Source organism: Bordetella hinzii LMG 13501 (assembly GCF_001548475.1).
In the GTDB taxonomy this organism is placed as follows: Bacteria; Pseudomonadota; Gammaproteobacteria; order Burkholderiales; family Burkholderiaceae_B; genus Bordetella; species Bordetella hinzii.
On the sequence record NZ_LRUJ01000016.1, the window covers coordinates 40,653 to 66,440 of the forward strand.

The window sequence follows — 25,788 nt, forward strand, 5'->3', positions numbered from 1 at the left end:
TGAACCCCATGAGGAAGGCAACATGAATACATCGACTTGCGCCGCGTCCACCCATGTGATGCGGCCCGGCGTCCTGATCGGACGCAGCGCGCTGGTCACCGGCGCCGGATCGGGCATAGGCCGGGCCATCGCCTTGCGCCTGCTGGAACTGGGCATGGACGTCTACGGGATCGGCCGCCGCGAAGAAGCCCTGGCCCAGACGGCCAGCCTGGCCCGGCAGCTGCCGGGCGAGTTCGACTACGCCAGCGCCAACATCCGCGACACCGCCGCCATCGAGGCCCTTGTCGCGGAGATCGGCGAACGCCGGGGCCTGGACCTGCTGGTCAACAACGCCGGCGGGCAATTCTTCGCGCCGGCGGCCCAGATCAGCCGCAAGGGCTGGGACGCCGTCATCGACACCAACCTGAACGCGGTGTTCGTCATCACCAAGGCGGCCTATCCCTTCCTGAAAGCGCGCAAGGGCACCGTGGTCAACATCTCGCTGTCCGGCGTGGACCGGGGCTCGATGGGAATCGCCCACTCCATCGCCGCGCGCGCGGGCGTGCTGGGGCTGACGCGCACGCTGGCGCTCGAATGGGCGGCCGATGACATCGCGCTGAACTGCATCGGCCCGGGCGCGGTCATCACCGAAGGCCTGGCCGGCGAGGCCGCCCGGGCCATGCTGGACCGCCTGGTGGCCGCCACGCCCATGGGCCGCGCCACCTCGGTCGAAGAAGTCGCCGAACTGGTCGCCTTCCTCGCCACCCCCGCCGGCCACCTCATGACCGGGCAGCTGTTGCAGATCGACGGCGCCGCCCACCTGGGCCCCGGGCTGCACATGGTGGCCGCGCAGTAGCCCAGGCAGCAAGCCGCCCTGCCCGTCCGATCGGCGCTAGCCGTCGCGCGGCGGCGTGCTCCACCCGCCCCCCAGCGCCTTGTACAGGCCGATGAGGTTGTTCAGGCGCGCCAGGCGCGTGGCGACCAGGCTGCGCTGCGTGGCGTACAGGTCGCGATGCGCCTCCAGCACGGCAAGGTAGTCATCCTGGCCCAGCTCGAAGCGCATGGCCGCCAGCGCGCGGGCATCGCGGCTGGCGGCCACGGACAGCCGTTCGGCACGGACCTGCTCATCGAGGGTGCGCTTGCCGGCCAGCCCATCGGCCACGTCCCGGAAGGCCGCCTGCACGGCCTGCTCATAACGGGCGATCTCGATGCGCTTCTGCACGTGCGCGGCGTCCAGGGCCGCCCGCAAGGCGCCGCCTTGAAACACCGGCAAAGACATCCTCGGGGCAAAGCGCCAAGCTCCCGAGCCGGCCTCGAACAACTCCCCCAGCGAGGCGCTGGCCGTCCCCGCCGATGCCGTCAGGTGGATGGCGGGAAAAAAAGCCGCGCGCGCCGCGCCGATATGGGCATTGGCGCCGCGCAGCACCTGCTCGGCGGCCCGGATGTCGGGACGCCGGGCCAGCAAGTCCGAAGGCAGGCCGCCCGGAAGATCGCCGGGGATGACGTCATCGGACAGAACGGCCGCCGCGTCCAGGCGCCGCGACTGCTCCGGCGTCAGGGCCTGGCCCAGCAGCAGCACCAGCGCATTGCGCCGCCTGGCCGCCTGCCGCAGAGATGCCGCCCGGCTGGCCTCGGCATCGCGCAAGGCGGTCTCCGCCAGGCGCAGGTCCAAGCGGGTGGCGTGCCCCGCGCCCAGCAGGTGGCCCGTCAGCTCATAGGAACGCCGCTGCGCCTCCAGGGTGGCGTCGGCCAGGCCCAGGAGTTCCTGGTCCGCGCGCAGGGCCAGATAAACCGTGGCCACTTCCGACACCAGGCTCATCTGTGCGGCATGGCGGGTTTCCGCCAAGGCCAGATACGCGGCCAGCGCTTGATCGTTGAGGCTGCGGATACGCCCCCATAGATCCAGCTCCCAGGTGGCCGCGGCGCCGCCTACCTCATAACGCCGCTCGATGCCGGCCTCCCGGGCCGCGCGCAGATCGGCCGGCAGGCGTTCGACGGACGCCTGGCCGGCAAGCGCCAGGCTCGGGGCCAGCTCGGCGCGCTGGATGCGGTAGAGCGCCTGCGCCGCCTCCACCTTGAGCGCGGCCTGGCGCAGATCCCGGTTGTTGTGCAAGGCAACCTCGATCAATTGCCTCAAGAGCGGATCACGGAAAAAATCCCGCCAGCCGATGTCGGCGGCCGCCGGCGAAGCGTCGGATGCCGCCGGCCCATAGGCCTCGCCCGTGGGATAGGCCGCCGCCACGGGGCTGGCGGGACGTTCATACCGGGGCGCCAGGCTGCAGCCGCCCAGCGCGGCGGCCAGCGCCAGCGCCGTCAGCAGTCCAGGCGGGCGGACATGCGCAAGAGCAAATCTCATATCAATGTTTCTCCGAACCATACCTGGCAACCGCGGGCATGCGCGGCGGGCGGCCGGCGCGGCGCAGGGCAAGCCGGCGCACCAGCACATAGAACACCGGCGTCAGCAGCAGGCCGAAGAAGGTCACGCCCAGCATGCCGGCGAATACCGCGCCCCCCATGGCGCGGCGCATTTCCGCGCCGGCCCCGGTGGCCAGCACCAGCGGCACCACGCCGGCGATGAAGGCCAGCGAGGTCATCAGGATGGGGCGCAGGCGCAGCCGCGCCGCTTCCAGCACGGCGCTCAGCGGGTCGGCCCCCGCGTCTTCCCTGGCCCGCGCGAACTCGACGATCAGGATGGCGTTCTTGGCCGCCAGCCCCACCAGCACGACGAAGCCGATCTGGGTGAAGATATTGTTGTCCCCCCCGGCCAGCCATACGCCGGCGATCGCCGACAGCAAGGCCATGGGAGCGATCAGCAGCACCGCCAGCGGCAGCGACCAGCTGTTGTACTGGGCGGCCAGGATCAGGAAGGCCAGCACCACCGCCAACGGGAAGATGTACAGCGCCGAATTGCCGGCCTGCTTTTCCTGGTAGACCAGGTCCGTCCATTCAAACACCATGCCCTCGGGCAGCGTCTCGCCCACGATCTTCTCGATGGCCTCGATGGCCTGGCCCGACGAATAGCCCGCGGCGGGGCCGCCGCTGATATCGGCAGATGGAAAGCCGTTGTAATGGATGATGCGGTCCGGCGCCGACCCGCGTGTCAGGGTGACGAACGCGCTGAGCGGAATCATCTCTCCGCGCGCATTGCGCACCTTGAGCGCGCCGATATCCTCGGCCTGCATGCGAAATGGCGCATCGGCCTGCGCCATGACGCGATAGCTGCGGCCGAAGCGGTTGAAGTCATTGACATACAGCGAACCCAGGTTGATCTGCAGCGTCTCGAACACATCGGTCAGCGACAAGCCCATGCGCTTGGCCTTGACCCGGTCAATGTCCACCTGCAGTTGCGGGGCATTGGTCTGGAAACTGGCCAGCATATTGGCCAGCTCCGGAGCCTGCGAGGCTTTCGCCATGATCCGCGCCTGCGCCTGGGCCAAGGCCTCGTACCCCAGGCCGGCGCGGTCTTCGATCTGCAGCTTGAAACCTCCCATGGCGCCCAGGCCCGGCACCGGGGGCGGCGGGAAGATGCCCACGAAGCCATCCTGGATTACGCCGAACTTGCCCATCAGCTTGCCGGCGATGGCGTCGGCCGACAGCGAAGCATGCTGGCGCTCGTCGAAAGGCCGCAGCATGGCGAACATCAGCGCCGAGTTGGGCACGTTCACCGGGCCGTTGACCGACAGGCCCGGAAAGGCCACCACGCTCTCCACGCCGGGTTCGGCCAGCGCGATCGCCGACATCTGCTTGACCACGGCCTCGGTGCGGTCCAGCGACGCGCCGCTGGGCAATTGCGCGATACCCACCAGGAAATACTTGTCCTGCGCCGGCACGAAGCCATTGGGCACCTGGTGGAAACCGAGCCAGGTCAGGCCGACGAAACCGGCGTACAGCAGCAGCACGATGGCGCTGCCGCGCACGGCCCGGCGCACCGCTCCTTCGTAGGACGCCGCCGCCCTGTCGAAGCCGCGGTTGAAACGCCGGAAGAAGCCGCCGAAGACACCTGTGATCACCCGTGTCAGCCAATCGGCCTGCCCCGCCCCGTGGTGCGGCTTGAGCAGCATGGCCGCCAGCGCGGGCGAAAGCGTCAGCGAGTTGATGGCCGACAGAATGGTCGAAATCGCGATGGTCAGGGCAAACTGGCGATAGAACTCGCCCTGCAGGCCGGAGAGAAAGGCGGAAGGAATGAAGACCGCGGCCAGCACCGAGGTGATGGCCAGGATCGGCCCCGTCACTTCGTCCATGGCCTTGCGCGCGGCCTGCCCCGGCGGCTCGCCCAGCGCCAGATGCCGCTCCACGTTCTCGACCACCACGATGGCGTCATCCACCACGATGCCGATGGACAGCACCAGGCCGAACAGCGACAGCGTGTTCAGCGAGAAGCCGAACATATGCATCACCGCGAACGTCCCGACCAATGAGACCGGCACGGCCACCAGCGGAATGATGGACGCCCGCCAGGTCTGCAGGAACAGCACGACCACGATGACGACCAGGGCGATGGCTTCCAGCAGCGTGATCGCCACGGATTGCAGCGACGCCCGGACAAAGACCGTGGGGTCATAGGCGATCCGGTATGAGACATCCTGCGGGAAGCCCTGGGCAAGCGCCTGCATCCTGGCGCGCACGGCATTGGAGACGTCGATGGCATTGGCCCCGGGGCTCTGGATGATCTGCAGCGCGGGCGCCGCCTCGCCGTCAATCAGGCTGCGCAGGGTGTAGCCGTCGGCGCCCAGGTCCACGCGCGCGACATCGCGCAGGCGCGTCACCTGGCCGTCGGCGCCGGTTTTCAGGACGATGGCGCTGAACTGCTCCGTGCTGGCCAGGCGGCCCAGGGTATTGACCGTCACCTGGAATGCCGCGGATGCGTCGGGCTGCTGCCCGACCGAGCCCGCCGCGACCTGCACATTCTGCTCCCTCAAGGCGGCCACGACATCGCTGGCGGTCAGGCCGCGCGCGGCGACCTTGGCCGGATCGATCCACACGCGCATGGCGTACTCCCCCGCGCCCCAGACCAGCACATCCCCAACGCCGGGCAGGCGCGCCAGCTCATCACGCACCTGGCGGATCGCGAAATTGGACAAATACAGCGGGTCATAGCGCTTCTGGGGAGACACGATGTGCACGACCATCAACACATCCGGCGATGTTTTCTGCGTGACCACGCCGATACGCTGAACCTCCTGCGGCAGACGCGGCAAGGCGCGCGACACCCGGTTCTGCACCTGGATCTGCGCCATATCGGGATCGGTTCCGTGCTTGAAGGCGATGGTGAGCACCATGCGGCCGTCGGTCGCCATCTGGGCGTTCATATACAGCATGCCCTCGACGCCATTGACCGCCTGCTCCAGCGGCGCGGCCACGGTGTCGGCGATCACTTCCGGGCTGGCTCCCGGGTAGCTGGCGGTGACTTGCACCGTGGGCGGCGTGACGGCGGGATATTCGCTCAGGGGCAATTGCCAGAACGCCATGGCGCCCGCCAGGAGGATCAACAGGGACAAGACAATGGCGAAGACCGGGCGGCCGATGAAGAAATGCGGGAACTTCATCGGACTTCCCCCGCGGCCGGCTCGGCCTGTCCCATCGCCACCATGCGCGGCGTGATGGCCATGCCGGGCCGCACCAGGCCCTTGAGTATGATTTTCTCGCCCGCCTGGAGCCCCTCCGAGATCACGCGCAGCCCCTGCGCCATCGGCCCCAACTGCACGGGGCGATACTGGGCCCGCTGATCCTGGTCCACCACCAGCACATAGTTCTTGCCCTGGTCCGTGCCCACGGCCTGGTCATCGACCAACACGGTCGGGCGCGGATCACCGGTCACCAGCCGGGCGCGCGCGAACAGGCCGGGCGTCAGTTGGCCATCGGCATTGGGCAGCACCGCCCGCGCGCGGATAGTGCCCGTGCCGCGATCGACTTGGTTGCCCACGAAGTCCAGCACCCCTCCATAGGGCAGATCCGGATCGGTGGCCAGGCCGACGTCGACCTTCAGGGCGGCCTGCCCCCCGGCGGGATCGGGCCGGCCATGCCTGATGGCCTTCAGGTAGGTCGCCTCATCGATATCGAAATAGACGTGCATGGGATCGACCGACACAATCGTGGTCAGCAGCGTGGCGGCGCCCGACACCCCGCCATGGACCAGATTGCCTTCGGTGACTCTCACCCGGTCCACACGCCCCGAAATCGGCGCCACGACGCGCGTATACGCCAAGTCAAGGCGCGCGCCCGCCACGGCGGCCCTGGCCGCCTGCACCTGGGCCAGCCTGGCGCTGCGCGCCGATAGCGCATCCTCATGGAGTTTGCGCGAAACCGCGCCGGTATCCACCAGCCGCTCCGTGCGCGCGGCGTCGGCCTGGGCCTGCCGCGCCAGGACTTCGGCCTGGCGCAATTGCGCCAGGGCGTTATCCAGCGCGACCTGGAAAGGGCGCGGGTCTATCTGGAACAGCACCTGGCCCTGGCGCACCATCCCGCCCTCGGGAACCTGCACCGTCTCAAGCGCGCCGCCGACGCGCGACCGCAGCTCGACCGTCCCGGGCGCCGCCAGGAACCCCGTGAACTCGGCCGATGGCGCAAGGACGCGCGTAATCACCTCGGCCACCGGCACCTGCGGCGCGCCGCCTGCCGGCGCCTGCTGCGCCGCCGTTTCGCCCCCCGAGACCTCGCGCCCGGCAAGCGCCAAGCCCCCGGCCACCGCGATGACGCCCGCCATCAAGGCGATCTTCAATTTTCCACGCATGGATATGCCCCTATCTGTGCCGCTCCGGAAGGACGGAAGCGGCGCTGCATCAATTCCATGCAAGGCTAGGCATTACAACGACGGCAAGGTCAATACCCGGCGCGGAGTCTCTCCACGCCGGGGCACGGTGTGTCGGGGATCATTGCCGGGCTGGCCCGGTGTCCGTCCCGGATGCGCGGCCGGGCCGGACGGTCCGGCACAGGGGCCGCGGCGCAGGCCTCAGAACTTCGGCGCCCGCTTCTCGATGAAGGCTGTCACCGCCTCGCGGTGCTCGGCCGTCTTGTGCGCCAGCGCCTGGTAGCTGGCCGACAGCTCCAGCAAGGACGCCAGGCTGGCCTGCTGGCCTTCGCGCAGGAGACGCTTGGTCATGCGCATGACCGGCCCGGGATTGGCGGCGATCTTCGCGGCCAGCGTCCTGGCGGTCGGCATGAGCGCCTCGGCCGGCACGGCGCGGCTGATCAGCCCGCAGGCCAGCGCATCGGCCGCGTCGATGGCTTCGCCGGTGAAGGCCATCTCGCAGGCGCGCGCCATGCCCACCGCGCGCGGCAACAGCCAGGCGCCGCCGTCGCCGGGCACGATGCCCACGCGCACGAAGCTCTCGGCGAATGTCGCGGTATCGGCGGCGATCCGGATATCGCACATGCACGCCAAGTCCAGGCCGGCGCCGATGGCCGGCCCGTTGATGGCGGCGATGACCGGCACATCCAGCGCGTGCAGCGCCAGCGGGATGCGCTGGATACCCTGGCGGTACTCTTCGCAAATGCTTTCCGGCGTCACCGCCTCATCGAAAAAGCGCCGCATGTCCTTCACGTTGCCGCCGGAGCTGAAGATCGGGCCCGCCGCGGTGATGATGAGCACCTTGACCCCGGCATCGCGGCGGATGTCGGCGCACAGCGCCACGAACTCGTCGACGGCGGTGTTTCCCGTCAGCGCATTGCGCGTTTCCGGCTGGTTCATCGTCGCGGTAACGATGCCGCCTTCGCGTTCGATTTGCAGAAATGCCATGATTGGGTTCTCCTTGCCGTCCCGCTCAGGCCGGGACATCGGTGATACGGCGCACCAGATCGAGCGTCAGCCCCTCATGCGCGAGCAGGGCCTGGCCGGCGGCCTCCTGCCAATAGGCTTCGCTGCCGGCCGTCTGGCGCCAGGCGTGCAGGCGGCGCGTGTAGAGCTGCAGGTCGTACTCCTCGGTAAAGCCGATGGCGCCGTGGATCGCATGCGCCAGCTCGGCCACCGCCAGGGCCGCCTCGCTGCAGCGCGCCTTGGCCGTGGCCACCCGCAAGCGGTCCGGCAGCGCGCCGTCGCCGCTGCAGCCCAGCTGCGCCGCCATCCGGGCCGCGCAGACATGCTCGCTCATGACCGCCAATTGATGCTGGATGGCCTGGAACTTGCCGATAGGCCGGCCGAACTGCTGGCGCTCGTTGGCGTACTGCAAGGTGCGCTCCAGCACCCAGCCCAGGGCGCCGGCCATCTGCGCCGCGGCCACGGCCGCCTGCAGGGTCCAGACGTCAAGACTGCCGTCGGCGGCGCCTGCGATGGCGACCGCCGGCCCGGCCTGTGCCGCCGCCCAGCTCATCGCCGCATCCAGCGGCAGGGCCTGGGCCTGGCAATCCGCGTCGGCCACCGCGAGCAGGCGCCACTCGCCCTCGGCCTGGCTCAGGACATGCGACGCCGTCCGGCCGCCGCGCACCAGGGCGCAATGCCAGGCGCCATCGGGCCCGCGCCGCCCCCGGGCCAGGGCGATGGCGCCGGCCGGCCGCTGCGGCAGCAAGGCCCGCGCCACCATGGTCTCGCCCAGCAGCAGGGGCAAGGCGTGCGCCCCGCACTGCTCCAGCACCCCGTACACCTGCCCCAGCCCCAGGCCCGAGCCGCCCGCGTCCTCGCTGACCAGGGCATCGGCCAGCCCGGCGGCCTCCAGCTGGGCCCACAGCCGGCCGGCGGCCGGGCCGCCCGCTTCGATGTCGCGCACCGCCTGCGGCGTGCAATGGTCCGCCAGCACGCCGCGCGCGGCCTCGGCATACAGATCGTTGTCATTCATGCTCTTACCTCACCGCAGGCCAAGGCCGCGCGCGATCATGCCGCGCAGGATGTCGCGGGTGCCGCCGCGCAGGGAAAACGAAGGCGATGCCTCGGTCACGTACTTCAGCGTCATCAACAGCTCCACCGGGATATCCTCGGCCGGGCGCGAAAACAGATCCTGCGCGATCTCGGCGGGGATGGCCTGCTCCAGCGTGGTGCCCAGTTCCTTGACCAGCGCCGCCTCGATGATAGGGCTTGCCCCGCGCGTGAGCTTCTCCTGCACGGACACCGACATGGCGCGCAACGGCGCGAGCTGGGTCAGCACCTTGCCGGCCAACCGCGCGGCCGAGGGCGTGCGATGGGCCGGCAGCCGCGCATACCGCAGCCACTGGTCGAACAGCACGATGCTGGAGAACAGGCGCTCGGGCCCGCTGCGCTCGAAGGCCAGCTCCGCCGTGACCTGCTCCCATCCCTGGCCCTCGCGGCCTATCAGGGCATCTTCGGCCAATTGCACATTGTCGAAAAACACCTCGCAAAAATGGCTGTCGCCCGACAGATCCTCGATCGGCCGCACCGTCACGCCGGGCAAGGACAGGTCGACGATGACCTGGGACAGGCCTTGGTGCCTGTCCTTCGGCTCGCCCGAGGTGCGCACCAGCGCGATCATGTACTGGCAGTGATGGGCGTTGGTGGTCCAGATCTTCTGCCCATTGAGCAGCCAGCCCCCCTCATTGGGCACGGCGCGGGTGCGCACGCTGGCGAGATCGGAACCGGCGTTCGGCTCGCTCATGCCGATGCAGAAGAAGGATTCGCCGCGGCAGATGCGCGGAATGTGAAAGCGTTTTTGCGCCTCCGTGCCGTACTTCAGGATGAGCGGCGCGCTCTGGCGGTCGGCGATCCAGTGCGATCCCACCGGCGCGCCGGCGTTCAGGTATTCCTCGACCAGCACATAGCGCGCGAAGGCGCTGCGCCCGCCCCCGCCGTATTCGGGCGGCAAGGTCAGCCCTATCCAGCCCTTGGCGCCGATGCGGCGGCTGAAGTCCGTGTCGTAGCCGCCCCACGAGCGGGCCCGCACATGGGCCGGCATCTCGCGCGTGGCCTGCTGCAGAAAGGCCCGCACTTCGGCGCGCAGGGCCTCGTCCTCGGGCGGGATGCGCGTGGGCGCGAGCGAAAGCGTGCTAAGGGCCGTCATCCCAGGACTCCATGGCTTCGATAATTGCGCAGGGCCTCGGCGCTCAGGCCCAGATAGGCGGCCAGCACGGCATCGGTGTGCTGGCCGAGCTGCGGCGGGGCGTGGCGATAGCTCACCGGGGTATCCGACAGCCGGATGGGGCTGGCGACCAGGGGGACTTCCCCGGCCCGTGGATGCGTCATGGCGATGCGCATCCCGCGTGCCTGGACCTGCGGATCCTCGAACACCTCGGCCACATTGTTGATGGGACCGCAGGGTACGCCGTGCTGCTCCAGCAGGCCTATCCATTCGCGCGTGCTGCGCGTCACGGTGATGGCCAGCAGCCCGTCGATCAATTCCTTGCGGTTGGCCAGGCGCGCGGCGTTGGCGGCAAAGCGGGGATCGGTGGCCCATTCCGGACGGCCGATGGCCACGCACAGGCGGGCGAATTGCCCATCATTGCCCACGGCCAGAATCATATGGCCATCCGCGGTCGGGAAATCCTGATAGGGCGCCGTGTTCGGATGCCCATTGCCCATGCGGCGCGGCGCCGTCCCGCTGTAGAGATAGTTCATGGCCTGGTTGCCCAGGCAGGCCACCCCCACGTCCAGCAGGGCCAGGTCGATGTGCTGGCCGCGGCCGGTGTGCTCGCGCGCCTGCAAGGCGGCCAGGATGGCCGTGCTGGCGTACAGGCCCGTGAGGATGTCGGTCAGCGCCACGCCCACCTTCATCGGCCCGGCGCCAGGTGCGCCGTCGGGCTGGCCGGTGATGCTCATCAGCCCGCCCATGCCCTGGATCAGGAAGTCGTAGCCCGCGCGATGCGCATATGGGCCATCCTGGCCGAAGCCGGTCACCGAACAGTACACCAGGCGCGGATTCAGCGCGCTCAAGCTGGCATAGTCCAGCCCGTACTGCGCCAGGCCGCCCGTCTTGAAATTCTCGATCAGCACATCGCATTGCGCGGCCAGTTGCCGCAACAGCGCCTGCCCTTCGGGTTGCGTGAAATCAATGGTGACCGACAGCTTGTTGCGGTTGGCGCACATGTAATACGCCGACTCGCCCGTGGCCTGGCCGGCCGGGTCCGTCACATAGGGCGGCCCCCAGGCCCGGGTATCGTCCCCCGTGCCCGGACGCTCCACCTTGATCACCTCGGCGCCCAGATCGCCCAGCGTCTGCGCGGCCCAGGGGCCGGCAAGCACACGCGACAGATCCAGCACCTTCACATGCTGCAGGGCACACGCCGTCATGGCCGCCTCGTCCTTCATTGCTGGGGTACGCCCGCTTTCTTGACGATGCGTTGCCAGAGCGCGATCTCGTTCTTCTGGAACTCATGCATCTGCGTCGGGCCGCCCGTCATGGGCGTGGCCCCGAGCCGCTCATAGAAGGCGCGCGTGTCGGGCATCTTCGAGATCTGGGTAAACAGCTCGGCCAGCCGGGCGGTCTCGGCCGGCGGCGTCTTGGCGCTCACCATGGCGCCCACCCAGGTGTAAGCCTCGAAACCCGGCAGGCCCGCCTCGGCCGCCGTGGGCACATCGGGCGAGGTGCCCACGCGCTGGTCCGACGCCACCGCCACCACCTTCACGCGCCCGTCCTTGGCCAGCTCCTGCACCGCCGTCACCTCGGCGAAGGTGTAGTCGACCGTGCTCGCCGCCACCGCGGTGATCGCCTCGCTGGCACCCTTGAATGGCACATGCACGGCCTTCAGGCCGGCCGCGTCGTTGAGCAATTCGCCCATCAGCTGGTAGCCCGCCGATCCGGCGCCGAAATTCACCTTGCCCGGGTGGGCGCGCCCATAGGCGATGAGATCCTTGAGCGTGCTGTACGGCGCCTTGGGGCTGACGGCCAGCATCGCCGGCGACCGCATCATCATCGTCAAGGGCGCGAAATCCTTCACCGGGTCATAGGGCAGCTCCTTGAACAGCGCCGCATTGACCGCCAGCGTCGAATTGCTGCCGATGAACACGGTGTAGCCATCGGCCGGCGCCGACAGCACGCTCTTGACCGCGATGAACCCGTTGGCCCCCGGCTTGTTTTCCACCACCACCGGCTGGCCGGTGAGCGTCTGCAACTGGCGGGCGAAATAGCGCGCCGAGGTATCGGTGCCGCTGCCCGGCCCGAAAGGCACCACGAACTTGATCGGATGCGAGGGAAAAGCCTCGGCGCGCGCCTCGGCCTGGTGGCCGATCGCGCCGACGCATGCGGTGGCCAGGAAGGCCGCCAGCAACTGTCTGCGGTGCAACATAGTGTCTCCTTGGTGGACGGGCCTGGACGCTCTGGCGGCGCCGCTTGCCCCTGTCGGGTGTCCCAGACTCTATGCGCATGGCATTATGCTGTCTAATATTAAGAATTTAGATTTTGATATTCGTCCAATATCAAATGAACCTGCGACAACTCAGCCAATTCATCGCGCTGGCCGAAACCGGCAACTTCCACCGGGCGGCGGCCCAGCTGCACATGGCGCAGCCGCCCCTGTCGATCTCCATTCGCAAACTGGAGGCCGAAGTCGGCAGCGCGCTGTTCGAACGCACCAGCACCGGCGTCTTCCTCACGCCGGCCGGCCAGGCCATGCTGGCCGACGCCCGCGCCGCCCTGCTGCATGCGGACAAATGCCGACAGGCCGTGCGCGACGTGCGCGACGGCGAAGGCGGACGGCTGCGGCTGGGCTTCATCGGCTCGGCCACCTATGACCTCATGCCGCGGCTCATCCCCTCGCTGCGCGAGCGCTATCCCAAGGTCGCCCTCGAATTCAACGAAGCCACCTCCTCGGAAATCCTCGCCGGCCTGCGCAGCCGCGAACTCGACATGGGCCTGTTGCGCTACCCCGTGCTGGAAGACAGCGGCTGCGTCCTCGTGCCCATGGACCGCGATGATTTCATGCTCGCCGTCAACGCCGCCAGCCCGCTGGCCGCGCGCGACGAGATCGCGCTGGGCGAAGCCGCGCACGAACCGTTCATCATGTATCCGCGCGACAAAGTGCCCAGCCTATCGGCCCTGGCGCGCATGCGCTGCGAATTCTCCGGCTTCACGCCCCAGGTCGCGCAGGAAGCCATGCAGGTCCAGACCATCATGAGCCTCGTGGCCTCCGGCCTGGGCGTGGGCCTGGTGGCCGGCGTCTCCCGGCTGGTGCAGCCCCGGGGCGTCAAGTGCCTGCGCCTGACGGACAACCCGCCCGGCTTCCAGGTCGGCATCGCGCTGGCCCGCGCCGCCGGCCCCGCCAGCCGCCTCATCGAGCACGTCATCCAGCATGCGCTCAGCTTCCGGCAGGACAGGATGGGCGAGGCGGCATATACGCCGCGATAAGCCCCGCCCGCCGCGGCGCTTGGCAGGGCGGCGGATCATCGCTGGCGGCAAGCGCCGGCAAGTCTTGGCCGGCATACGAAAAGCCGTATATCCGATCAGCTTTTTTCATTAGCAAACCCGCGGCAGGCTTCCGATAATGGGGTTTATCCGGCCTCTGGACGCCGCCATGAGGGCTGCCGGACCGCGACCCAGCGTGCTGATACCCGAACCGGAACCTCCCGCCCGCGGCGCGCAGCCCCCGGCTTCGCAAAGCGACTATATCGACGCCGCCACGGCCATGCAGTTGCTCAAGGTGCGGGCGCAGACGCTCTATGCCTACGTCAGCCGGGGCTGGATCCGCAGCGTCGCCCAGCCGGGCAAGAAGGCCAAGCGCTATCACAGCGGCGATGTAGAGCGCCTCAGAAAGCGCTCCGAGGCCCGCGCGGGGCATGGCGCCGTGGCGGCCGCCGCCATGGACTGGGGCCAGCCCATCCTGCCCACCTCCATTACCGAGATCACCCCGCAAGGCCCCGCCTACCGCGGCCATCCGGCCGCCGGACTGGTCAGGGCCGGGACCTCGGTGGAGGCGGTGTCGGAATTGCTCTGGACCGGCAAGCTGCCGGACAAGGCGCCGCGCTGGCGCGTGCGCGCGCCGGCGCCAGCGCTCCTCGCCCTGGCGCGCTCGCTGTCGGCGTCCGACCCGGCCGGCAACGTGCTGGAAGTCTTCGCCATGGCCACCCTGCTGCTGGGCATCGATCATGGTTCGACGGAACAGCGGCTGGCGCGCGGCGGCACCCTGGCCGCGGGGCGGGAGATCATGCAGGCCATGGTGGGCTTCTGTGGCTTTATCGGCCCCGGGCGCGCCTACCGCCCCATGCAGGCGCGCGAAACCCTGCTGCAGGCGCTGACCGCTTCCCTGGGCATGAGCGCCACGGCCGAAAACACCGAGGTCTTGCGGGCGCTGCTGATCCTCCTGGCCGACCATGAATTGCCGCCGGGGACACTGAGCGCCCGCGTGGTGGCCTCGGCGGGCGGCTCGCTGCAGAGCTGCCTGGCCGCGGCGCTGTGCGCCACCTCGGGGGTCGAACTCGGAAGAATGTATGCCCGGGTCGAGACACTCATCGGCAAGGGCGCCCGGCGCGCGACCCTGGTGCGGCGCGCATGCCAGCGGCTCGAGCAGGGCCAGGCCATCCCCGGTTTTCATCACCCGCTCTATCCGGCCGGCGACCCTCGCGCGGCGCTGCTGCTGGACATGATACGCAAGCGCGCAACGCTCACGCGCGAACTGCGGGCGGTCTTTTCCTTTCTGGATGAAGTGCAGCGGATCACCGGCCTGCGGCCGCGGCAGGAACTCGCCGTCGTCGTGGTGACGCGCGCGCTGCAGCTTGCGCCGCAGGCCGCGCCGGCGCTATTCGCGCTGGCGCGGATCGCGGGCTGGATCGCCCATGTGCAAGAGCAGCGCGCCACCAGCATGCTGTTGCGGCCGCGGGCAAAGTTCGTCGCCGGCGGATCGGCACGCTGACGGCCGTCGCGGGCGCGGGCCCGCCGGGATCCGCCGCCGGTTCAGGTTGATTCAATGTTCAAGATTGAAGCCCCCGCCATATCTCCCTAGGATGCGCTGACAACGACAATCCAAGGGAGACAAGCATGCAAGACGGCCGCCGCACGTTCATCACGACCCTGCTTTCCACCGCGCTGGCCTCGGCGCTGCCCATGCCGGCGCGCGCCCAGGCTTATCCGGCCAAGCCGATACGCATCATCGTCCCGCTGCCGCCGGGTGGCTCGAACGATGTGCTGGCGCGCATCCTTGCCCAGAAGATGTCGGAGACTTTCGGACAGCCCGTGATCGTCGAGAACAAGCCGGGCGCGGCGGGCAACATCGCCACCGACTATCTGGCGAGATCCGAGCCCGACGGCTACACCATCGCGATCGCGCCCAACCAGACGGTGGCGGTCAACCCCGTGCTCTACCCCAAGCTGCCCTTCGACGTCATCAAGGATGTGCAAGGCGTGACGCTGTTGGGGCGGGTGCCCATGGTGCTGGTGGTCTCGCCGAAAATGACGGTCTCTTCCGTCGCCGGGCTCATCGCCCTGGCAAAGGCCAATCCCGATGCGCTCACCTATGCGTCGGCGGGCGCCGGAAGCCCCCAGCACATGGCCGCCGAAGTCTTCAAGTCGATGACCGGCATCAAGCTGGTCCACGTGCCCTACAAGGGCAGCTCGCCGGCCCTGGTCGACGTGCTCTCGGGCAATGTCGACCTGTTCTTCTGCCCCTTGAACTCCGCCCTGCCCCATATCCGCAACGGCAAGCTGCGGGCGCTGGGATCGACCGGCAGGTCGCGCCTGGCGCTGCTGCCCGAGCTGCCGGCCATCGCCGAAACCGTGCCCGGCTTCGAGAGCGATATCTGGATAGGCATGATCGCGCCCGCCAAGACGCCCGCGCCGGTCATCGCGGCGCTGAACGCCGAACTGCGGCGGGCCCTGGATCTGCCCGATGTCAGGGAAAAACTGGCCGAGCAAGGCATCCTTCCCGAGAGCAGCACGGCCGCCGCCTTCAACACCCTGATCGCCGACGATCAAAAGCGCTGGGCCGAGGTGATCAAGGCCGCGCACATCCAACCTGATTGATTGCCGCCGGCCGGCGCCGCCGCGCCGGCCGGGCACCGTCTTCCCATACTCCCTCTGCCGGAGCTTTCATGACTGCACTTTCCAACGGCGCCGTGCGCCGCGACATCCCGCAACCCAGCTCGCCCGACACGACCGTCTGGTGCAGCGACGCGATCGCTGACATCCTGCGCGGGCTGGATATCCCCTACGTCCTGCTCAACCCCGGCGCCAGCTTCCGCGGGCTGCATGACAGCATCGTCAATCACCTGGGCAATGAGCGGCCGCAGATGATCGTGGTGCTGCACGAAGAACACGCCGTGGCCATCGCCCACGGTTATGCCAAAGTCCATGGCAAGCCGCTGGCGGCCATCCTGCACAGCAACGTCGGGCTCATGCACGGCTCGATGGCGATCTTCGACGCCTGGGTGGATCGCGTTCCCGTGCTGGTCTTCGGCGCCACCGGCCCGGTGGACGCCGCCAAGCGCCGTCCCTGGATAGACTGGATTCATACCGCGCAGGACCAGGCGGCCCTGGTGCGTCACTTCATCAAATGGGATGCCCAGCCGGCGTCCATCGGCGCGGCGCAGGAAGCCATCCTGCGCGCGCGGCAGATCGCGTCCACCGCGCCGCAAGGCCCGGTCTATGTCTGCTTCGATGCCGCGCTGCAAGAGTCGCGCCTCGACCAGCCAGCCTTGCGGCTCGACCCCTCGCGCTACCTGCCGCCGCCGCCGGCGCGGCCGGCGGATGACGTGATCGCGCAGGCGGCTGCGTTGCTGTGCGGCGCGCGGCGGCCCGTCATCCTCGCGGGGCGGGTCAGCCGGGATGAGGCGGGCTGGCAGCAGCGCATCCAACTCGCGGAAACCCTGAATGCCGAGGTATTGACCGACCTGAAAGTCGGCTGCGCCTTTCCCACCGACCATCGCCTGCATGCCGCGCCGGCCGGCCACTTCCTGAGCGCCCGCGCCAAGGAAGTGCTGCGCGATGCGGACGTCGTGCTGAGCCTCGATTGGCTGGACCTCGCCGGCACTCTCAAGCAGGCCTGGGAAGACGGGACGATAGCCAGCAAGATCATCCAGGTCTCCGTTGACCACTACAGCCACAATGGCTGGAGCATGGATCACCAGGGCCTGCCCCCGGTGGATGTTTTCCTGCTGAGCGAGCCCGAAGCCGCCGTCGAACTGCTCAACGCGCGCGTGCGCTCCCGCGCCTGCACGCCCCCGCCCCGCCCGCCCCAGGCCAGCGGCGGCCTTGCCGCCGACACGCTGACCGTCGCCACCCTGGCCGCCACGCTGCGCCAGGCCATCGGCGATCAGAAAACCTGCCTCATGCGCCTGCCCTTGAGCTGGAGCGGCGAGATGTGGGATTTCCGGCATCCGCTGGACTTCCTCGGCTACGACGGCGGCGGCGGCATAGGATCGGGGCCCGGCATGGCGATAGGCTCGGCGCTGGCGCTCAAGGGCTCCGACCGGCTGCCGGTGGCCATCATTGGCGACGGCGACTACCTGATGGGCGTGAACGCCCTGTGGACCGCGGCCAATGCCGGCATCCCCCTGCTGATGATCGTCTGCAACAACCGCTCTTTCTTCAATGACGAACTGCACCAGGAGCGCATGGCGCGGCAACGCAAGCGCCCGGTCGAAAACCGCTGGATCGGCCAGCGCATCGCCAACCCCGAGCCTGACCTGGCCGCCATGGCGCGCGCCCAGGGACTGGCCGGCATCGGCCCGATCGAGGACATCGAGGAACTGGCCCGCGCGCTGCCGGCGGCCATCGACGCCGTCAGGAACGGCCAGGCGATCGTGCTGGACGTCATCGTGCAGACCGGCTACAGCCCCGCGATGACCGCCGGCCTGACCCGGTCGGACAACTGATAGCCAGCCCCTCTTTCCGCCACAGGACACACCATGCGCACTCAGGACATCCCCGCCGGCATCCTGCCCGGCCACGCCCAACTCTATTACGGCGGCCAATGGCACGCGCCGCTGGCCGGCACCTACGCCGACACGATCAACCCCTGCTACAACGAAGTCATCATGGCCGCGCCGGTGGCCGGGGCGGCCGACGTCCACGCCGCCGTCCTGGCCGCGGATGCGGCCTTCCCGGCCTGGTCCGCCCTCCCGCCGAGGGAGCGCGCCGGTTATCTGCGCAAAGCCGCGTCCATCCTGCGTGAGCACGCCATGCCGCTGGCCCGCCTGGACTCGCTCAACAACGGCAACCCGGTCTCCGCGCTGGCGCACGATGCGGCCTTCGCCGCCGACTGCCTCGATTACTTTGCCGGCCTGGCCACCGAGATCAAGGGCGAGACCATCCCCCTGGGTCCCGGCAATCTTAACTACACGAGCGCGCAGCCCCTGGGCGTGATCGCGCGCATCGTCGCCTACAACCATCCCCTGATGTTCGCGGCGGCCCGCCTGGCCGCCCCGCTGGCCGCGGGCAATACCGTCGTCATCAAGGCGCCGGACCAGGCGCCGCTGTCCATCCTGAGGCTGGCGGAATTGGTCGGCCCGCTGTTCCCGGCGGGCGTGGTCAACTTCCTTTGCGGCACGGCGGAATGCGGCGACGCCATGGCCAGACATCCGCTGGTGCGCAAAGTCACCTTGATAGGCGGCGTTCCCACCGGCCGCGCGGTGATGAAAACCGCGGCCGACAGCCTCAAGCCCGTGCTGCTCGAACTCGGCGGCAAGAACGCCCTCATCGCCTATCCCGACGCCGACCGCGAACGCCTGATCGACGGCATCATCGGCGGCATGAACTTCACCTGGTCGGGCCAGAGCTGCGGCTCCACCAGCCGGGTCTTCCTGCACGAATCCCTCCACGACGAGGTCCTGACGCGCATCGCGCAAGCGCTGCCGCAACGGCATAAACCCGGCATCCCGACCGACCCGGCCACCACCATGGGCTCGCTCGTCAGCCGGGCCCAGCTGGAAAAAGTCGAGCGCTATGTGGCGATGGGCCTGCAAGACGGCGCGCGACTCGTGTGCGGCGGCAAGCGCCCCGACGCCCCCGCCCTGCGGGAGGGCTTCTTCTATGAACCCACGGTCTTTGCCGATATGCAGCCCTCGATGCGGCTGGCGCGCGAAGAAGTCTTCGGCCCCATCATGTCGGTGTTCAAGTGGTCGGATGAAGACCGCCTCTTCGAGGCCGTCAACGGCGTGGACTTCGGCCTCACGGGCTCCATCTGGACCCGGGATCTCGACACCGCGCACCGGGCCGCCCAGCGCATGCAGACGGGCTACGTCTGGATCAACAACTCCAGCCAGCACTTCCTGGGCGCGCCCTTCGGCGGCGTCAAGCAATCCGGCATCGGGCGCGAAGAATGCTTCGCCGAACTGCTGGAGTTCACCTACACCAAGAACGTCAACCTGAAGTTCGGCTAGCCCGGCCGGACCCGGCCCGGCCTATTGGCGCGGGATACCCGCCTCTCGGATGGCCGCGGCCCATTGCGCATGGCTGTCGGCCACGAAGCGCCCGAATTGCGCGGGCGGGCTGGCCGCGCTGACCTTCACCCCCAGGGTGGTGAAGCGCTCCCGCACATCGGGCTGGGCCATCACGCGGGCAAAAGCCTGGTTCAGCGTCTCGACGACGGGTTCTGGCGTGCCCTTGGGCGCGAAGATCCCGGTCCAGAAGTAGTAATCCATGCCCTTGAGTTCAGGGGTGTCGCCGGCCGAGGGCATGTCGGGATTGCCAATATCGCGCTCATGGCTCATGACGCCGATAGGCGTCACCCTGCCGCTCTTGATGATTTCCAGCAGGGCCGGCAGGCCCGAAATCGCCAGGTCGATATTGCCGCCGATCACGTCGGTGGCGATCTTCGAGGCGCTGGCGTACGGAATGAAGGTGATGTCCGTGCCCGTCACTTTCTTGAAGCTCTCCATGGCGATGGCCGGCAGCGACCCCACGCCCGTGGCGCCATAGGTCAATCTGCCCGGCTGCGCCTTGGCCCGCTGTATCAGGTCGCCGAAAGAACGTATGCCCAATTGCGGATTGGCCACCAGGCCCACGCCGCTGGTGCCCAGCGGCGCGACCGCCGTCAAGTCCTGGTAGGTGTAGCGGGCGGCGCTCTGCACCAAGGGAGCCAGCACCACATCCGACACAATGCCCATCAACACCGTGTAGCCATCGGGCTTGGACGTCGTGGCGCGCGTGACGGCGATCACCCCGCCGGCGCCCGGCGTGTTCTCGATAATCACCGTCTGGCCCAGTTCCGCGCCCAGCCGGGGCGCGACGATGCGCGCAAAGGTGTCCACCGAACCGCCCGGCGCATAGCCCACGATCATCTTGATGGGCTGCGAAGGATAGTCGCCGGCCGCGCCGGCGGCCGGGGCCGCCAGCGCCATGCCGAAGGCGAGCGAAGCGAAGGTAAAACGGGTCATAAGCGTCTCCATATTGTCGGTGTTGATGTGGCTTACTGCTCGATCCAGGCCCGGACACGCTCGAAAACCGTGTCGCTGTTGCGGTCCATCATCGGCAGATGGGAATTGCCCCGGATACCGTGCTCGGGCAGATCGAGGACGGCGACCTCGGCGGCCGGCGCGATGCTGGCCAGATAGGCATCGGCCTGCCTGCGATAGGTCTGCCAATGCGGGCCGGAGCACGCGATGTAGTCGCCCCACACAACGAGGTGGCGAGGCAGGCGCGGCGCCGGGCCCGGCTCGGGCATGCCGCCGGGCTCGACCGCGGCCACGGAGGCGACACACCCGGGCCGGCGGCGGGCGATCTCGGCCGCGAAGCCCGCGCCCTGGCTATGGGCCACGATGTGGCAAGGCCCCACGCGCTGGACCAGCGCCTCATAGGCGGCCAGGATCATGGGCTCGTGCTGGGGCCAGCGCGGCACCCATTGCTGCGCGAACGTATCGAAGGCCTCGACGGGAAACAGTTGGCCGGGATGGGCCACCCGTCCGGCCGCGCCATATTCCGGCCCGATCCGGAAATTGATCCAGCCCTCCTTCTTGGGCCGGAAAACGGGCGAGGTCCGGTATATCTCCGGAAAACGCGCCCATGACGAACGGCCGCGCTCGACGGCATCGCTCACCATCACGTCATAGCCGGCCTGCAGAAAACGCATCAACCAGCCTGGCCGGCCGTCCGGCGTGGTTTCCCAGGTGCAGCCCGTCATGCCCCCGCCGTGCCAGAGCAGCACGGGATGGCGATGGCGCGGACGCGCCAGACGATAGGCCTGCACATACATCTGGCCATAGACGTGCTCGCCATTGGGATCGACTTCGCGCGGATAGCCATTGAGGACCATGCTGCGGTGCTCGATGGGCAGCCCTTCGAGCACCGCCGTCCTGCCCTCCACGAAAAACGAGCTGACCGACTTCAAGCAAATTTCTTCTGACTGCATGCTTTTCTTCCGCTTTTTTGTGGAGCGAAGCATGCGTTCCGCGCTATATTTTCGTCAATCGAATAAATATCAACGATTGTTGATTCATGAGAATAAATTACGACATCGAAGACCTGCGGGCCTTCTGCTGCCTGGTGCGCTGCGGCCAGTACACCGCCGCGGCCGAAGTGCTTTGCATCACCCCCTCGGCGCTCAGCCGGCGTATCGCCAAATTGGAATCCGAGATCGGGGGCAAGCTCTTCGAACGCACCACCCGCCGTCTGCAAGTCGCGCCCTTGGGCGTGATGCTGTATGAGCGGGTGCTGCCCGCCATCAGCCAGCTTGATGCCTCGGTCGCCGAGGCCGCGCGCGCCGCGCAAGGCGACGGGCGCACCCTGAAACTGGGCGCCGTCGCGTCGGTGGGCTACTCGGTCCTGCCCAAGGTGCTGCCGGCGCTCTACGCCGAATACCCCGGCGTGTTCGTGAGCATCCGCGACTCCCATGCCACCGTCGTCACCCAACTGGTGGAACAAGGCGAAGTGGAGTTCGCGGTCACGACCTCGGTGAGCTTTCCCCAGTCCCTGAACGTGCAGAAACTCGGCACCTACGACTACAACCTGGTCTACCGCGATACCGGCGCGCTGGCCTCGCTACCGGCCGAACTGAGCTGGCAAGACCTCTGCGGCCTGCCCGTCGTGGGCCTGCACCCCTTGAGCTCGACCCGCTTGCAGATAGACAGCGTGCTGCACGCCAACGCCATCCCCCGCCCCTGGAAACTCGAAGTCGACCAACTCGCGACCATGCTCAGCCTGGTGCGCAACGGCGCCTTTGTCGCCGTGATGCCGACCCTGTTCGACGTGCGCGACCAGGGCCTGAGCGTGGCGCGCATCAAGCAGCCGGACATCACCCGGGATTTCTACATCGTGCACCGCACCGACATCAGCCTGTCGTCACCGGCCCGCTGCCTGGTCGGCCTGATCCGCGATCATTGCGATCTCATCAGCCGGGGCGCGCCGACGATCGACAGGCCCTGAATGCCGTATTTGGCGCGGCAGGCTCGCCGCCGCCCGAAGATCAGGCGCCCGCGAGCAGATCGCGCTCGTTGAGCAAGGCATAGACGATCTCGGGGTTGCGCTCAAAGCCTCGCCGCAGGGCGGCGGGGATGGCCGCGCGCGTCTTGCGGCACAGGCCGGGCTGCTCGTCCACCTCGATGGCGATCCCGCGCAGGGTGCGCACGCCCCGGGCGCTGGGCACGATGCGCACCACCAGGCCCAATTGGGCATACATGCGTCCCTGCATGGCCCGCAGGTCGTCCAGCCCGGTCAGGTTCTCCAGACGCTCAGTGAGCCGGCGCTCCTCCTCGCGCGTGAGCTTGAGAATGCGCAGGTCGCCCTGCGGATCAGCCTGCAGGCGATCGCGATCGCACACACAGGCGCCAGGCGGACAGGATTGACGGAGGATGGGCGAAGTCATGGCGCCTCAGGACCAGGGCGCAAGCCGCCCCAACGCGCAAGATTCTACTGGCGATCGCCGCGAGTGGAGATATTTCCTCATTTCGCTGCCGTGCCTGCCAAGGACGCGGCGGCCGTCGCCTCAGTCGCGACGCGCCGGCTTGTCGGCGCCCTCGGCGCGCGTCACATTATTCGCCACCCATAGACCGAATCCGATCACGGCCGCGAGAACCGAGAGCATCACCGTGGTGCCCATGTCCATACCGTCTCCTCCCCGGAAGCATCGAACGCATGCCCGATGATAGCAATCGCGCGTCTATTCGGGCAGGGCGCCGGCCGGCAACATCGTTCGTAACACCCCTGTGGGAAGCCGCTGCGCGCTGCCGCGGCCTGCGGCGGGATACTCACATGCTGGCACGACGCATTGATACGTCTACGTATAAATTTTCTGACATCTCACAGATCCCTTTATGGGCCGGACAAGAGGGCGACCGACACTTCATGGATGGATATACCAAGGATATTTCTCTATGCGTCAGCGCGCTGCTTCCGTTGACATCGCATCACGCCAAATCTATGCTCACGGTTCAAAATAAAGACGTATGCGTATCAATACGTCAGGCACCCGCAACGCCAGTGCATGAAGCGCCCGCCCATACGTTGAACGGGAGCCGCGCCACGAGCCAAGATCCCTCGCCCCGCACAGGGCGACGATGATGGGATATGGCTGGCAAGCGGTCTGGCCCGGGCGACATGTTTACAATGCCAGCGGACATCCGGCCGGTCCATGCTTCGGACGGATGAGCCCCTCTACTGGCCCCGGTTTCCCACCATGACCCCTACCTCCGACCAACGCCGCGCCTTCCGTCCCGGACTGGGTATTGCCGTCTTCGTCCTGCTGGCCGTCGCGGGCCTGTTCTATGTGAAATGGTCGCCCTATTACCACCGCGCCTTCGTGGCGGCCGAGAACCACTCCATCGGCGCGTCCATCCTGATGGGCGCCGACGCCGCGCCGCCGGCGCCTTCGCTGGCGGCCGCCCTGGACTATGCCCTAGCCTACGGCAAGGCCATCTGGCAAGCCATGGTGCTGGGCCTCTTGCTGGGTTCGGCCGTGCAGGCGCTGCTGCCGCGCCGCTGGATCGTACGGGCCCTGGGCGGCACGGGGCTGGGCAGCGTCGTCGCCGGCGGCCTGCTGTCCGTGCCCGGCATGATGTGCACCTGCTGCGCCGCGCCAGTGGTGGCCGGCTTGCGGCGCTGCCAGGCCGCGCCCGGCAGCGCGATCGCCTTCTGGCTGGGCAATACCATGCTCAATCCCGCCACGCTGGTCTTCATGGGCTTCGTCCTGGGCTGGCAATGGACCGGACTGCGCCTGGCGCTGGGCATCGTCATGGTGTTCGGCCTGGGCTGGCTGATTAACCGCATGAGCCGCGGCGAGACCCGCGGCTTCGATGAGGCCCAAGCCCGGGCCATGCGGGTGGGCGCCGTGGACAGCGGCGAAGACGAGGCGCATCCCTTCGCGCGCTGGCTGCGCCTGTTCGCGCGCATGGCGCTGCGCCTGATCCCGGAATACATCGTCCTGGTCCTGCTGCTGGGCGCGGCCCGCGCCTGGCTCTTCCCCCACGTCGACGCCGGCATCGGCAACGAACTGGCATGGATCGTCGGCCTGGCGGTGGCGGGGCTGCTATTTGTCATTCCCACCGCCGGCGAGGTGCCCATCGTGCAGGCCATGCTCTCGCTGGGCATCGCCGCCGGGCCGGCGGCCGCCCTGCTGATGACGCTGCCGCCGGTCAGCCTGCCCTCCCTGGCCATGGTCGCCCGCTCCTTCCGCCCCGCCGAACTCGCCACCCTGGTCGCGGGCGTGCTGGTCATGGCCCTGGCCGCCGCGGGATTGGCCATCGCCCTGGGATTCTGACAATGACGGCCACCGCCCAGCGCCGCAGCGGCACGAGCGTCGACCTGTTGTTCGACCGGTCGCGCCAGGCAGTCCACGAAGGCCGTTACGCGCCGGGCCCGCGCCTCATCGAGGCCGATCTCACGCGGGAATATGGCGTCTCCCGTCCGCGAGGCCCTGCGGCGCTTGGCCACCGAAGGCATGGTCGACTTCGTGCCGAATCGGGGCGCGCTGGCCAAGCGCTTCACCCCGCGTGAGATGGCGTCCCGGGACGCCGAGCTGGAGGCGATCCGGCCTCGAACCGAGCCGGCCGACGGGGTAAAACCCCCTCAAAGACAAAGGCCTTACAGATCGATCTCTGTAAGGCCTTGTTTTATATGGTCGGGGCGGCGGGATTCGAACTCGCGACCCTCTGCTCCCAAAGCAGATGCGCTACCAGGCTGCGCTACGCCCCGAAGGATCAGGACTATAACAGAAGCCGGCGTCCCGCCGGCCGGAATCGGCCCGCTTTCTGCCGGATCGGGCCGAAAGCAGCGCCGCGGACGGCGGCGGGATCAGCCGAAACGGCCGGTGATGTAATCCTCGGTTTCCTTGCGGGCCGGCTTGACGAAGATCTGGTCGGTGGCGCCGAATTCCATCAGCTCGCCCAGGTACATATACGCCGTGTAGTCGGAGCAGCGGGCCGCCTGCTGCATGTTGTGGGTGACGATGACGACGGTGTATTCGTGCTTGAGTTCGGCGATGAGCTCTTCGATCTTGGCCGTGGAGATGGGGTCCAGGGCCGAGCAGGGTTCGTCCAGCAGCAGCACTTCGGGTTTGATGGCCACGCCGCGCGCGATGCACAGGCGCTGCTGCTGGCCGCCCGACAGGCTGTTGCCGCTCTGGTGCAGTTTGTCCTTGACCTCGTTCCAGAGCGCCGCCTTGGACAGGGCCCATTCGACGCGCTCGTCCATTTCACCCTTGGAGAGCCGCTCGAACAGGCGCACGCCGAAGGCGATGTTGTCGTAGATGCTCATGGGGAAAGGCGTGGGCTTCTGGAAGACCATGCCGACCTTGGCGCGGATCAGCGAGATGTCGGTCTTGGAGGTCAGCAGGTTTTCGCCGTCCAGCATGATCTCGCCCTCGGCGCGCTGGCCGGGGTAGAGCTCGAACATGCGGTTGAAGGTGCGCAGCAGCGTGGATTTGCCGCAGCCCGAGGGGCCGATGAAGGCGGTGACCTTGTTCTCGCGTATCGACATATTGACGTTGCGGATCGCGTGGAACTTGCCGTAGTAGAAGTTGAGGTTCTTGACCTCGATCTTGGCTTTCGCGGCTTGTGCGGTGTTTTCCATGTTTTTT

20 protein-coding genes and 1 tRNA gene are annotated in these 25,788 nt (G+C 68.2%); 8 read left to right on the forward strand and 13 right to left on the reverse strand.

Annotated elements, in window-relative coordinates; translation table 11 throughout:
- The first annotated feature begins 22 nt into the window (after window positions 1–22).
- Window positions 23–835, forward strand: a complete 813-nt coding sequence (locus AXA74_RS12365; RefSeq protein WP_032962234.1) for an SDR family NAD(P)-dependent oxidoreductase — start codon at window positions 23–25, stop codon at window positions 833–835.
- Window positions 836–871: 36 nt separating this feature from the next.
- Here the strand turns inward: AXA74_RS12365 and AXA74_RS12370 are convergent, their stop codons facing one another.
- From AXA74_RS12370 to AXA74_RS12405, 8 genes are all read right to left on the reverse strand, one after another.
- On the reverse strand, window positions 872–2,335 hold the full coding sequence (locus tag AXA74_RS12370) for an efflux transporter outer membrane subunit (RefSeq protein WP_032979781.1): 1,464 nt from the start codon (window positions 2,333–2,335) through the stop codon (window positions 872–874).
- A 1-nt stretch (window position 2,336) separates the two neighbouring features.
- The gene (locus AXA74_RS12375; RefSeq protein WP_032962230.1) at window positions 2,337–5,525 is read right to left on the reverse strand and encodes an efflux RND transporter permease subunit; all 3,189 of its coding nucleotides are present in this window, start codon (window positions 5,523–5,525) and stop codon (window positions 2,337–2,339) included.
- Complete coding sequence (locus tag AXA74_RS12380; RefSeq protein ID WP_032962228.1) at window positions 5,522–6,709, reverse strand: efflux RND transporter periplasmic adaptor subunit; 1,188 nt, start codon at window positions 6,707–6,709, stop codon at window positions 5,522–5,524. Before AXA74_RS12380 ends, AXA74_RS12375 begins: the two co-directional genes overlap by 4 nt.
- A gap of 219 nt (window positions 6,710–6,928) precedes the next feature.
- Window positions 6,929–7,714 carry a crotonase/enoyl-CoA hydratase family protein gene (locus AXA74_RS12385; protein WP_029577435.1) on the reverse strand — a complete coding sequence of 262 codons (786 nt, stop codon included), beginning with the start codon at window positions 7,712–7,714 and terminating at the stop codon, window positions 6,929–6,931.
- A 25-nt stretch (window positions 7,715–7,739) separates the two neighbouring features.
- Window positions 7,740–8,747 carry an acyl-CoA dehydrogenase family protein gene (locus tag AXA74_RS12390; RefSeq protein ID WP_029577436.1) on the reverse strand — a complete coding sequence of 336 codons (1,008 nt, stop codon included), beginning with the start codon at window positions 8,745–8,747 and terminating at the stop codon, window positions 7,740–7,742.
- 9 nt (window positions 8,748–8,756) lie between these two features.
- Window positions 8,757–9,920, reverse strand: coding sequence for an acyl-CoA dehydrogenase family protein (locus AXA74_RS12395; RefSeq protein WP_029577437.1), 1,164 nt, complete (start codon window positions 9,918–9,920; stop codon window positions 8,757–8,759).
- A complete protein-coding gene (locus AXA74_RS12400; protein WP_029577438.1) occupies window positions 9,917–11,164 on the reverse strand; it encodes a CaiB/BaiF CoA transferase family protein in 1,248 nt (415 codons plus the stop codon). Before AXA74_RS12400 ends, AXA74_RS12395 begins: the two co-directional genes overlap by 4 nt.
- Entirely contained in the window at window positions 11,161–12,141 is a 981-nt protein-coding gene (locus AXA74_RS12405; RefSeq protein WP_029577439.1) for a Bug family tripartite tricarboxylate transporter substrate binding protein, read from the reverse strand. Before AXA74_RS12405 ends, AXA74_RS12400 begins: the two co-directional genes overlap by 4 nt.
- Before the next feature lie 134 nt (window positions 12,142–12,275).
- Here AXA74_RS12405 and AXA74_RS12410 point away from each other — a divergent pair, with 134 nt between their 5' ends.
- From AXA74_RS12410 to AXA74_RS12430, 5 genes are all read left to right on the forward strand, one after another.
- The gene (locus AXA74_RS12410; protein ID WP_029577440.1) at window positions 12,276–13,199 is read left to right on the forward strand and encodes a LysR family transcriptional regulator; all 924 of its coding nucleotides are present in this window, start codon (window positions 12,276–12,278) and stop codon (window positions 13,197–13,199) included.
- A 193-nt stretch (window positions 13,200–13,392) separates the two neighbouring features.
- A complete protein-coding gene (locus AXA74_RS12415; protein ID WP_029577441.1) occupies window positions 13,393–14,700 on the forward strand; it encodes a citrate/2-methylcitrate synthase in 1,308 nt (435 codons plus the stop codon).
- Window positions 14,701–14,825: 125 nt separating this feature from the next.
- Entirely contained in the window at window positions 14,826–15,806 is a 981-nt protein-coding gene (locus AXA74_RS12420) for a Bug family tripartite tricarboxylate transporter substrate binding protein (RefSeq protein WP_029577442.1), read from the forward strand.
- A 68-nt stretch (window positions 15,807–15,874) separates the two neighbouring features.
- Window positions 15,875–17,656 (forward strand): thiamine pyrophosphate-binding protein, encoded by a 1,782-nt coding sequence (locus tag AXA74_RS12425; RefSeq protein ID WP_032979783.1) that lies wholly within the window; start codon window positions 15,875–15,877, stop codon window positions 17,654–17,656.
- A gap of 33 nt (window positions 17,657–17,689) precedes the next feature.
- Window positions 17,690–19,162 (forward strand): aldehyde dehydrogenase family protein, encoded by a 1,473-nt coding sequence (locus AXA74_RS12430; RefSeq protein WP_048939960.1) that lies wholly within the window; start codon window positions 17,690–17,692, stop codon window positions 19,160–19,162.
- A 21-nt stretch (window positions 19,163–19,183) separates the two neighbouring features.
- On the opposite strand, the gene AXA74_RS12435 is transcribed toward AXA74_RS12430, so the two are convergent.
- On the reverse strand, window positions 19,184–20,158 hold the full coding sequence (locus AXA74_RS12435) for a Bug family tripartite tricarboxylate transporter substrate binding protein (protein WP_048939959.1): 975 nt from the start codon (window positions 20,156–20,158) through the stop codon (window positions 19,184–19,186).
- 32 nt (window positions 20,159–20,190) lie between these two features.
- Window positions 20,191–21,108 carry an alpha/beta hydrolase family protein gene (locus tag AXA74_RS12440; RefSeq protein WP_407060210.1) on the reverse strand — a complete coding sequence of 306 codons (918 nt, stop codon included), beginning with the start codon at window positions 21,106–21,108 and terminating at the stop codon, window positions 20,191–20,193.
- A 107-nt stretch (window positions 21,109–21,215) separates the two neighbouring features.
- Here AXA74_RS12440 and AXA74_RS12445 point away from each other — a divergent pair, with 107 nt between their 5' ends.
- The gene (locus AXA74_RS12445) at window positions 21,216–22,142 is read left to right on the forward strand and encodes a LysR family transcriptional regulator (RefSeq protein WP_032979787.1); all 927 of its coding nucleotides are present in this window, start codon (window positions 21,216–21,218) and stop codon (window positions 22,140–22,142) included.
- A 40-nt stretch (window positions 22,143–22,182) separates the two neighbouring features.
- Here the strand turns inward: AXA74_RS12445 and AXA74_RS12450 are convergent, their stop codons facing one another.
- On the reverse strand, window positions 22,183–22,581 hold the full coding sequence (locus AXA74_RS12450) for a hypothetical protein (protein ID WP_029577448.1): 399 nt from the start codon (window positions 22,579–22,581) through the stop codon (window positions 22,183–22,185).
- Between the two features lie 810 nt (window positions 22,582–23,391).
- Here AXA74_RS12450 and AXA74_RS12455 point away from each other — a divergent pair.
- On the forward strand, window positions 23,392–24,471 hold the full coding sequence (locus AXA74_RS12455; RefSeq protein ID WP_029577449.1) for a permease: 1,080 nt from the start codon (window positions 23,392–23,394) through the stop codon (window positions 24,469–24,471).
- Between the two features lie 357 nt (window positions 24,472–24,828).
- On the opposite strand, the gene AXA74_RS12460 is transcribed toward AXA74_RS12455, so the two are convergent.
- Together AXA74_RS12460 and pstB are read right to left on the reverse strand one after the other, a co-directional pair.
- Window positions 24,829–24,905 (reverse strand) — tRNA-Pro (locus AXA74_RS12460).
- 99 nt (window positions 24,906–25,004) lie between these two features.
- On the reverse strand, window positions 25,005–25,781 hold the full coding sequence (gene pstB / locus AXA74_RS24160) for a phosphate ABC transporter ATP-binding protein PstB (protein ID WP_029577452.1): 777 nt from the start codon (window positions 25,779–25,781) through the stop codon (window positions 25,005–25,007).
- Window positions 25,782–25,788 lie beyond the last annotated feature (7 nt).

Bases quoted from the DNA above. Each gene is read 5' to 3' on its own strand.
- AXA74_RS12365 (WP_032962234.1), top strand. From the start codon at position 23: ATGAATACATCGACTTGCGCCGCGTCCACCCATGTGATGCGGCCCGGC.
- AXA74_RS12370 (WP_032979781.1), bottom strand. From the start codon at position 2,335: ATGAGATTTGCTCTTGCGCATGTCCGCCCGCCTGGACTGCTGACGGCG.
- AXA74_RS12375 (WP_032962230.1), bottom strand. From the start codon at position 5,525: ATGAAGTTCCCGCATTTCTTCATCGGCCGCCCGGTCTTCGCCATTGTC.
- AXA74_RS12380 (WP_032962228.1), bottom strand. From the start codon at position 6,709: ATGCGTGGAAAATTGAAGATCGCCTTGATGGCGGGCGTCATCGCGGTG.
- AXA74_RS12385 (WP_029577435.1), bottom strand. From the start codon at position 7,714: ATGGCATTTCTGCAAATCGAACGCGAAGGCGGCATCGTTACCGCGACG.
- AXA74_RS12390 (WP_029577436.1), bottom strand. From the start codon at position 8,747: ATGAATGACAACGATCTGTATGCCGAGGCCGCGCGCGGCGTGCTGGCG.
- AXA74_RS12395 (WP_029577437.1), bottom strand. From the start codon at position 9,920: ATGACGGCCCTTAGCACGCTTTCGCTCGCGCCCACGCGCATCCCGCCC.
- AXA74_RS12400 (WP_029577438.1), bottom strand. From the start codon at position 11,164: ATGAAGGACGAGGCGGCCATGACGGCGTGTGCCCTGCAGCATGTGAAG.
- AXA74_RS12405 (WP_029577439.1), bottom strand. From the start codon at position 12,141: ATGTTGCACCGCAGACAGTTGCTGGCGGCCTTCCTGGCCACCGCATGC.
- AXA74_RS12410 (WP_029577440.1), top strand. From the start codon at position 12,276: ATGAACCTGCGACAACTCAGCCAATTCATCGCGCTGGCCGAAACCGGC.
- AXA74_RS12420 (WP_029577442.1), top strand. From the start codon at position 14,826: ATGCAAGACGGCCGCCGCACGTTCATCACGACCCTGCTTTCCACCGCG.
- AXA74_RS12425 (WP_032979783.1), top strand. From the start codon at position 15,875: ATGACTGCACTTTCCAACGGCGCCGTGCGCCGCGACATCCCGCAACCC.
- AXA74_RS12430 (WP_048939960.1), top strand. From the start codon at position 17,690: ATGCGCACTCAGGACATCCCCGCCGGCATCCTGCCCGGCCACGCCCAA.
- AXA74_RS12435 (WP_048939959.1), bottom strand. From the start codon at position 20,158: ATGACCCGTTTTACCTTCGCTTCGCTCGCCTTCGGCATGGCGCTGGCG.
- AXA74_RS12445 (WP_032979787.1), top strand. From the start codon at position 21,216: ATGAGAATAAATTACGACATCGAAGACCTGCGGGCCTTCTGCTGCCTG.
- AXA74_RS12450 (WP_029577448.1), bottom strand. From the start codon at position 22,581: ATGACTTCGCCCATCCTCCGTCAATCCTGTCCGCCTGGCGCCTGTGTG.
- AXA74_RS12455 (WP_029577449.1), top strand. From the start codon at position 23,392: ATGACCCCTACCTCCGACCAACGCCGCGCCTTCCGTCCCGGACTGGGT.
- pstB (WP_029577452.1), bottom strand. From the start codon at position 25,781: ATGGAAAACACCGCACAAGCCGCGAAAGCCAAGATCGAGGTCAAGAAC.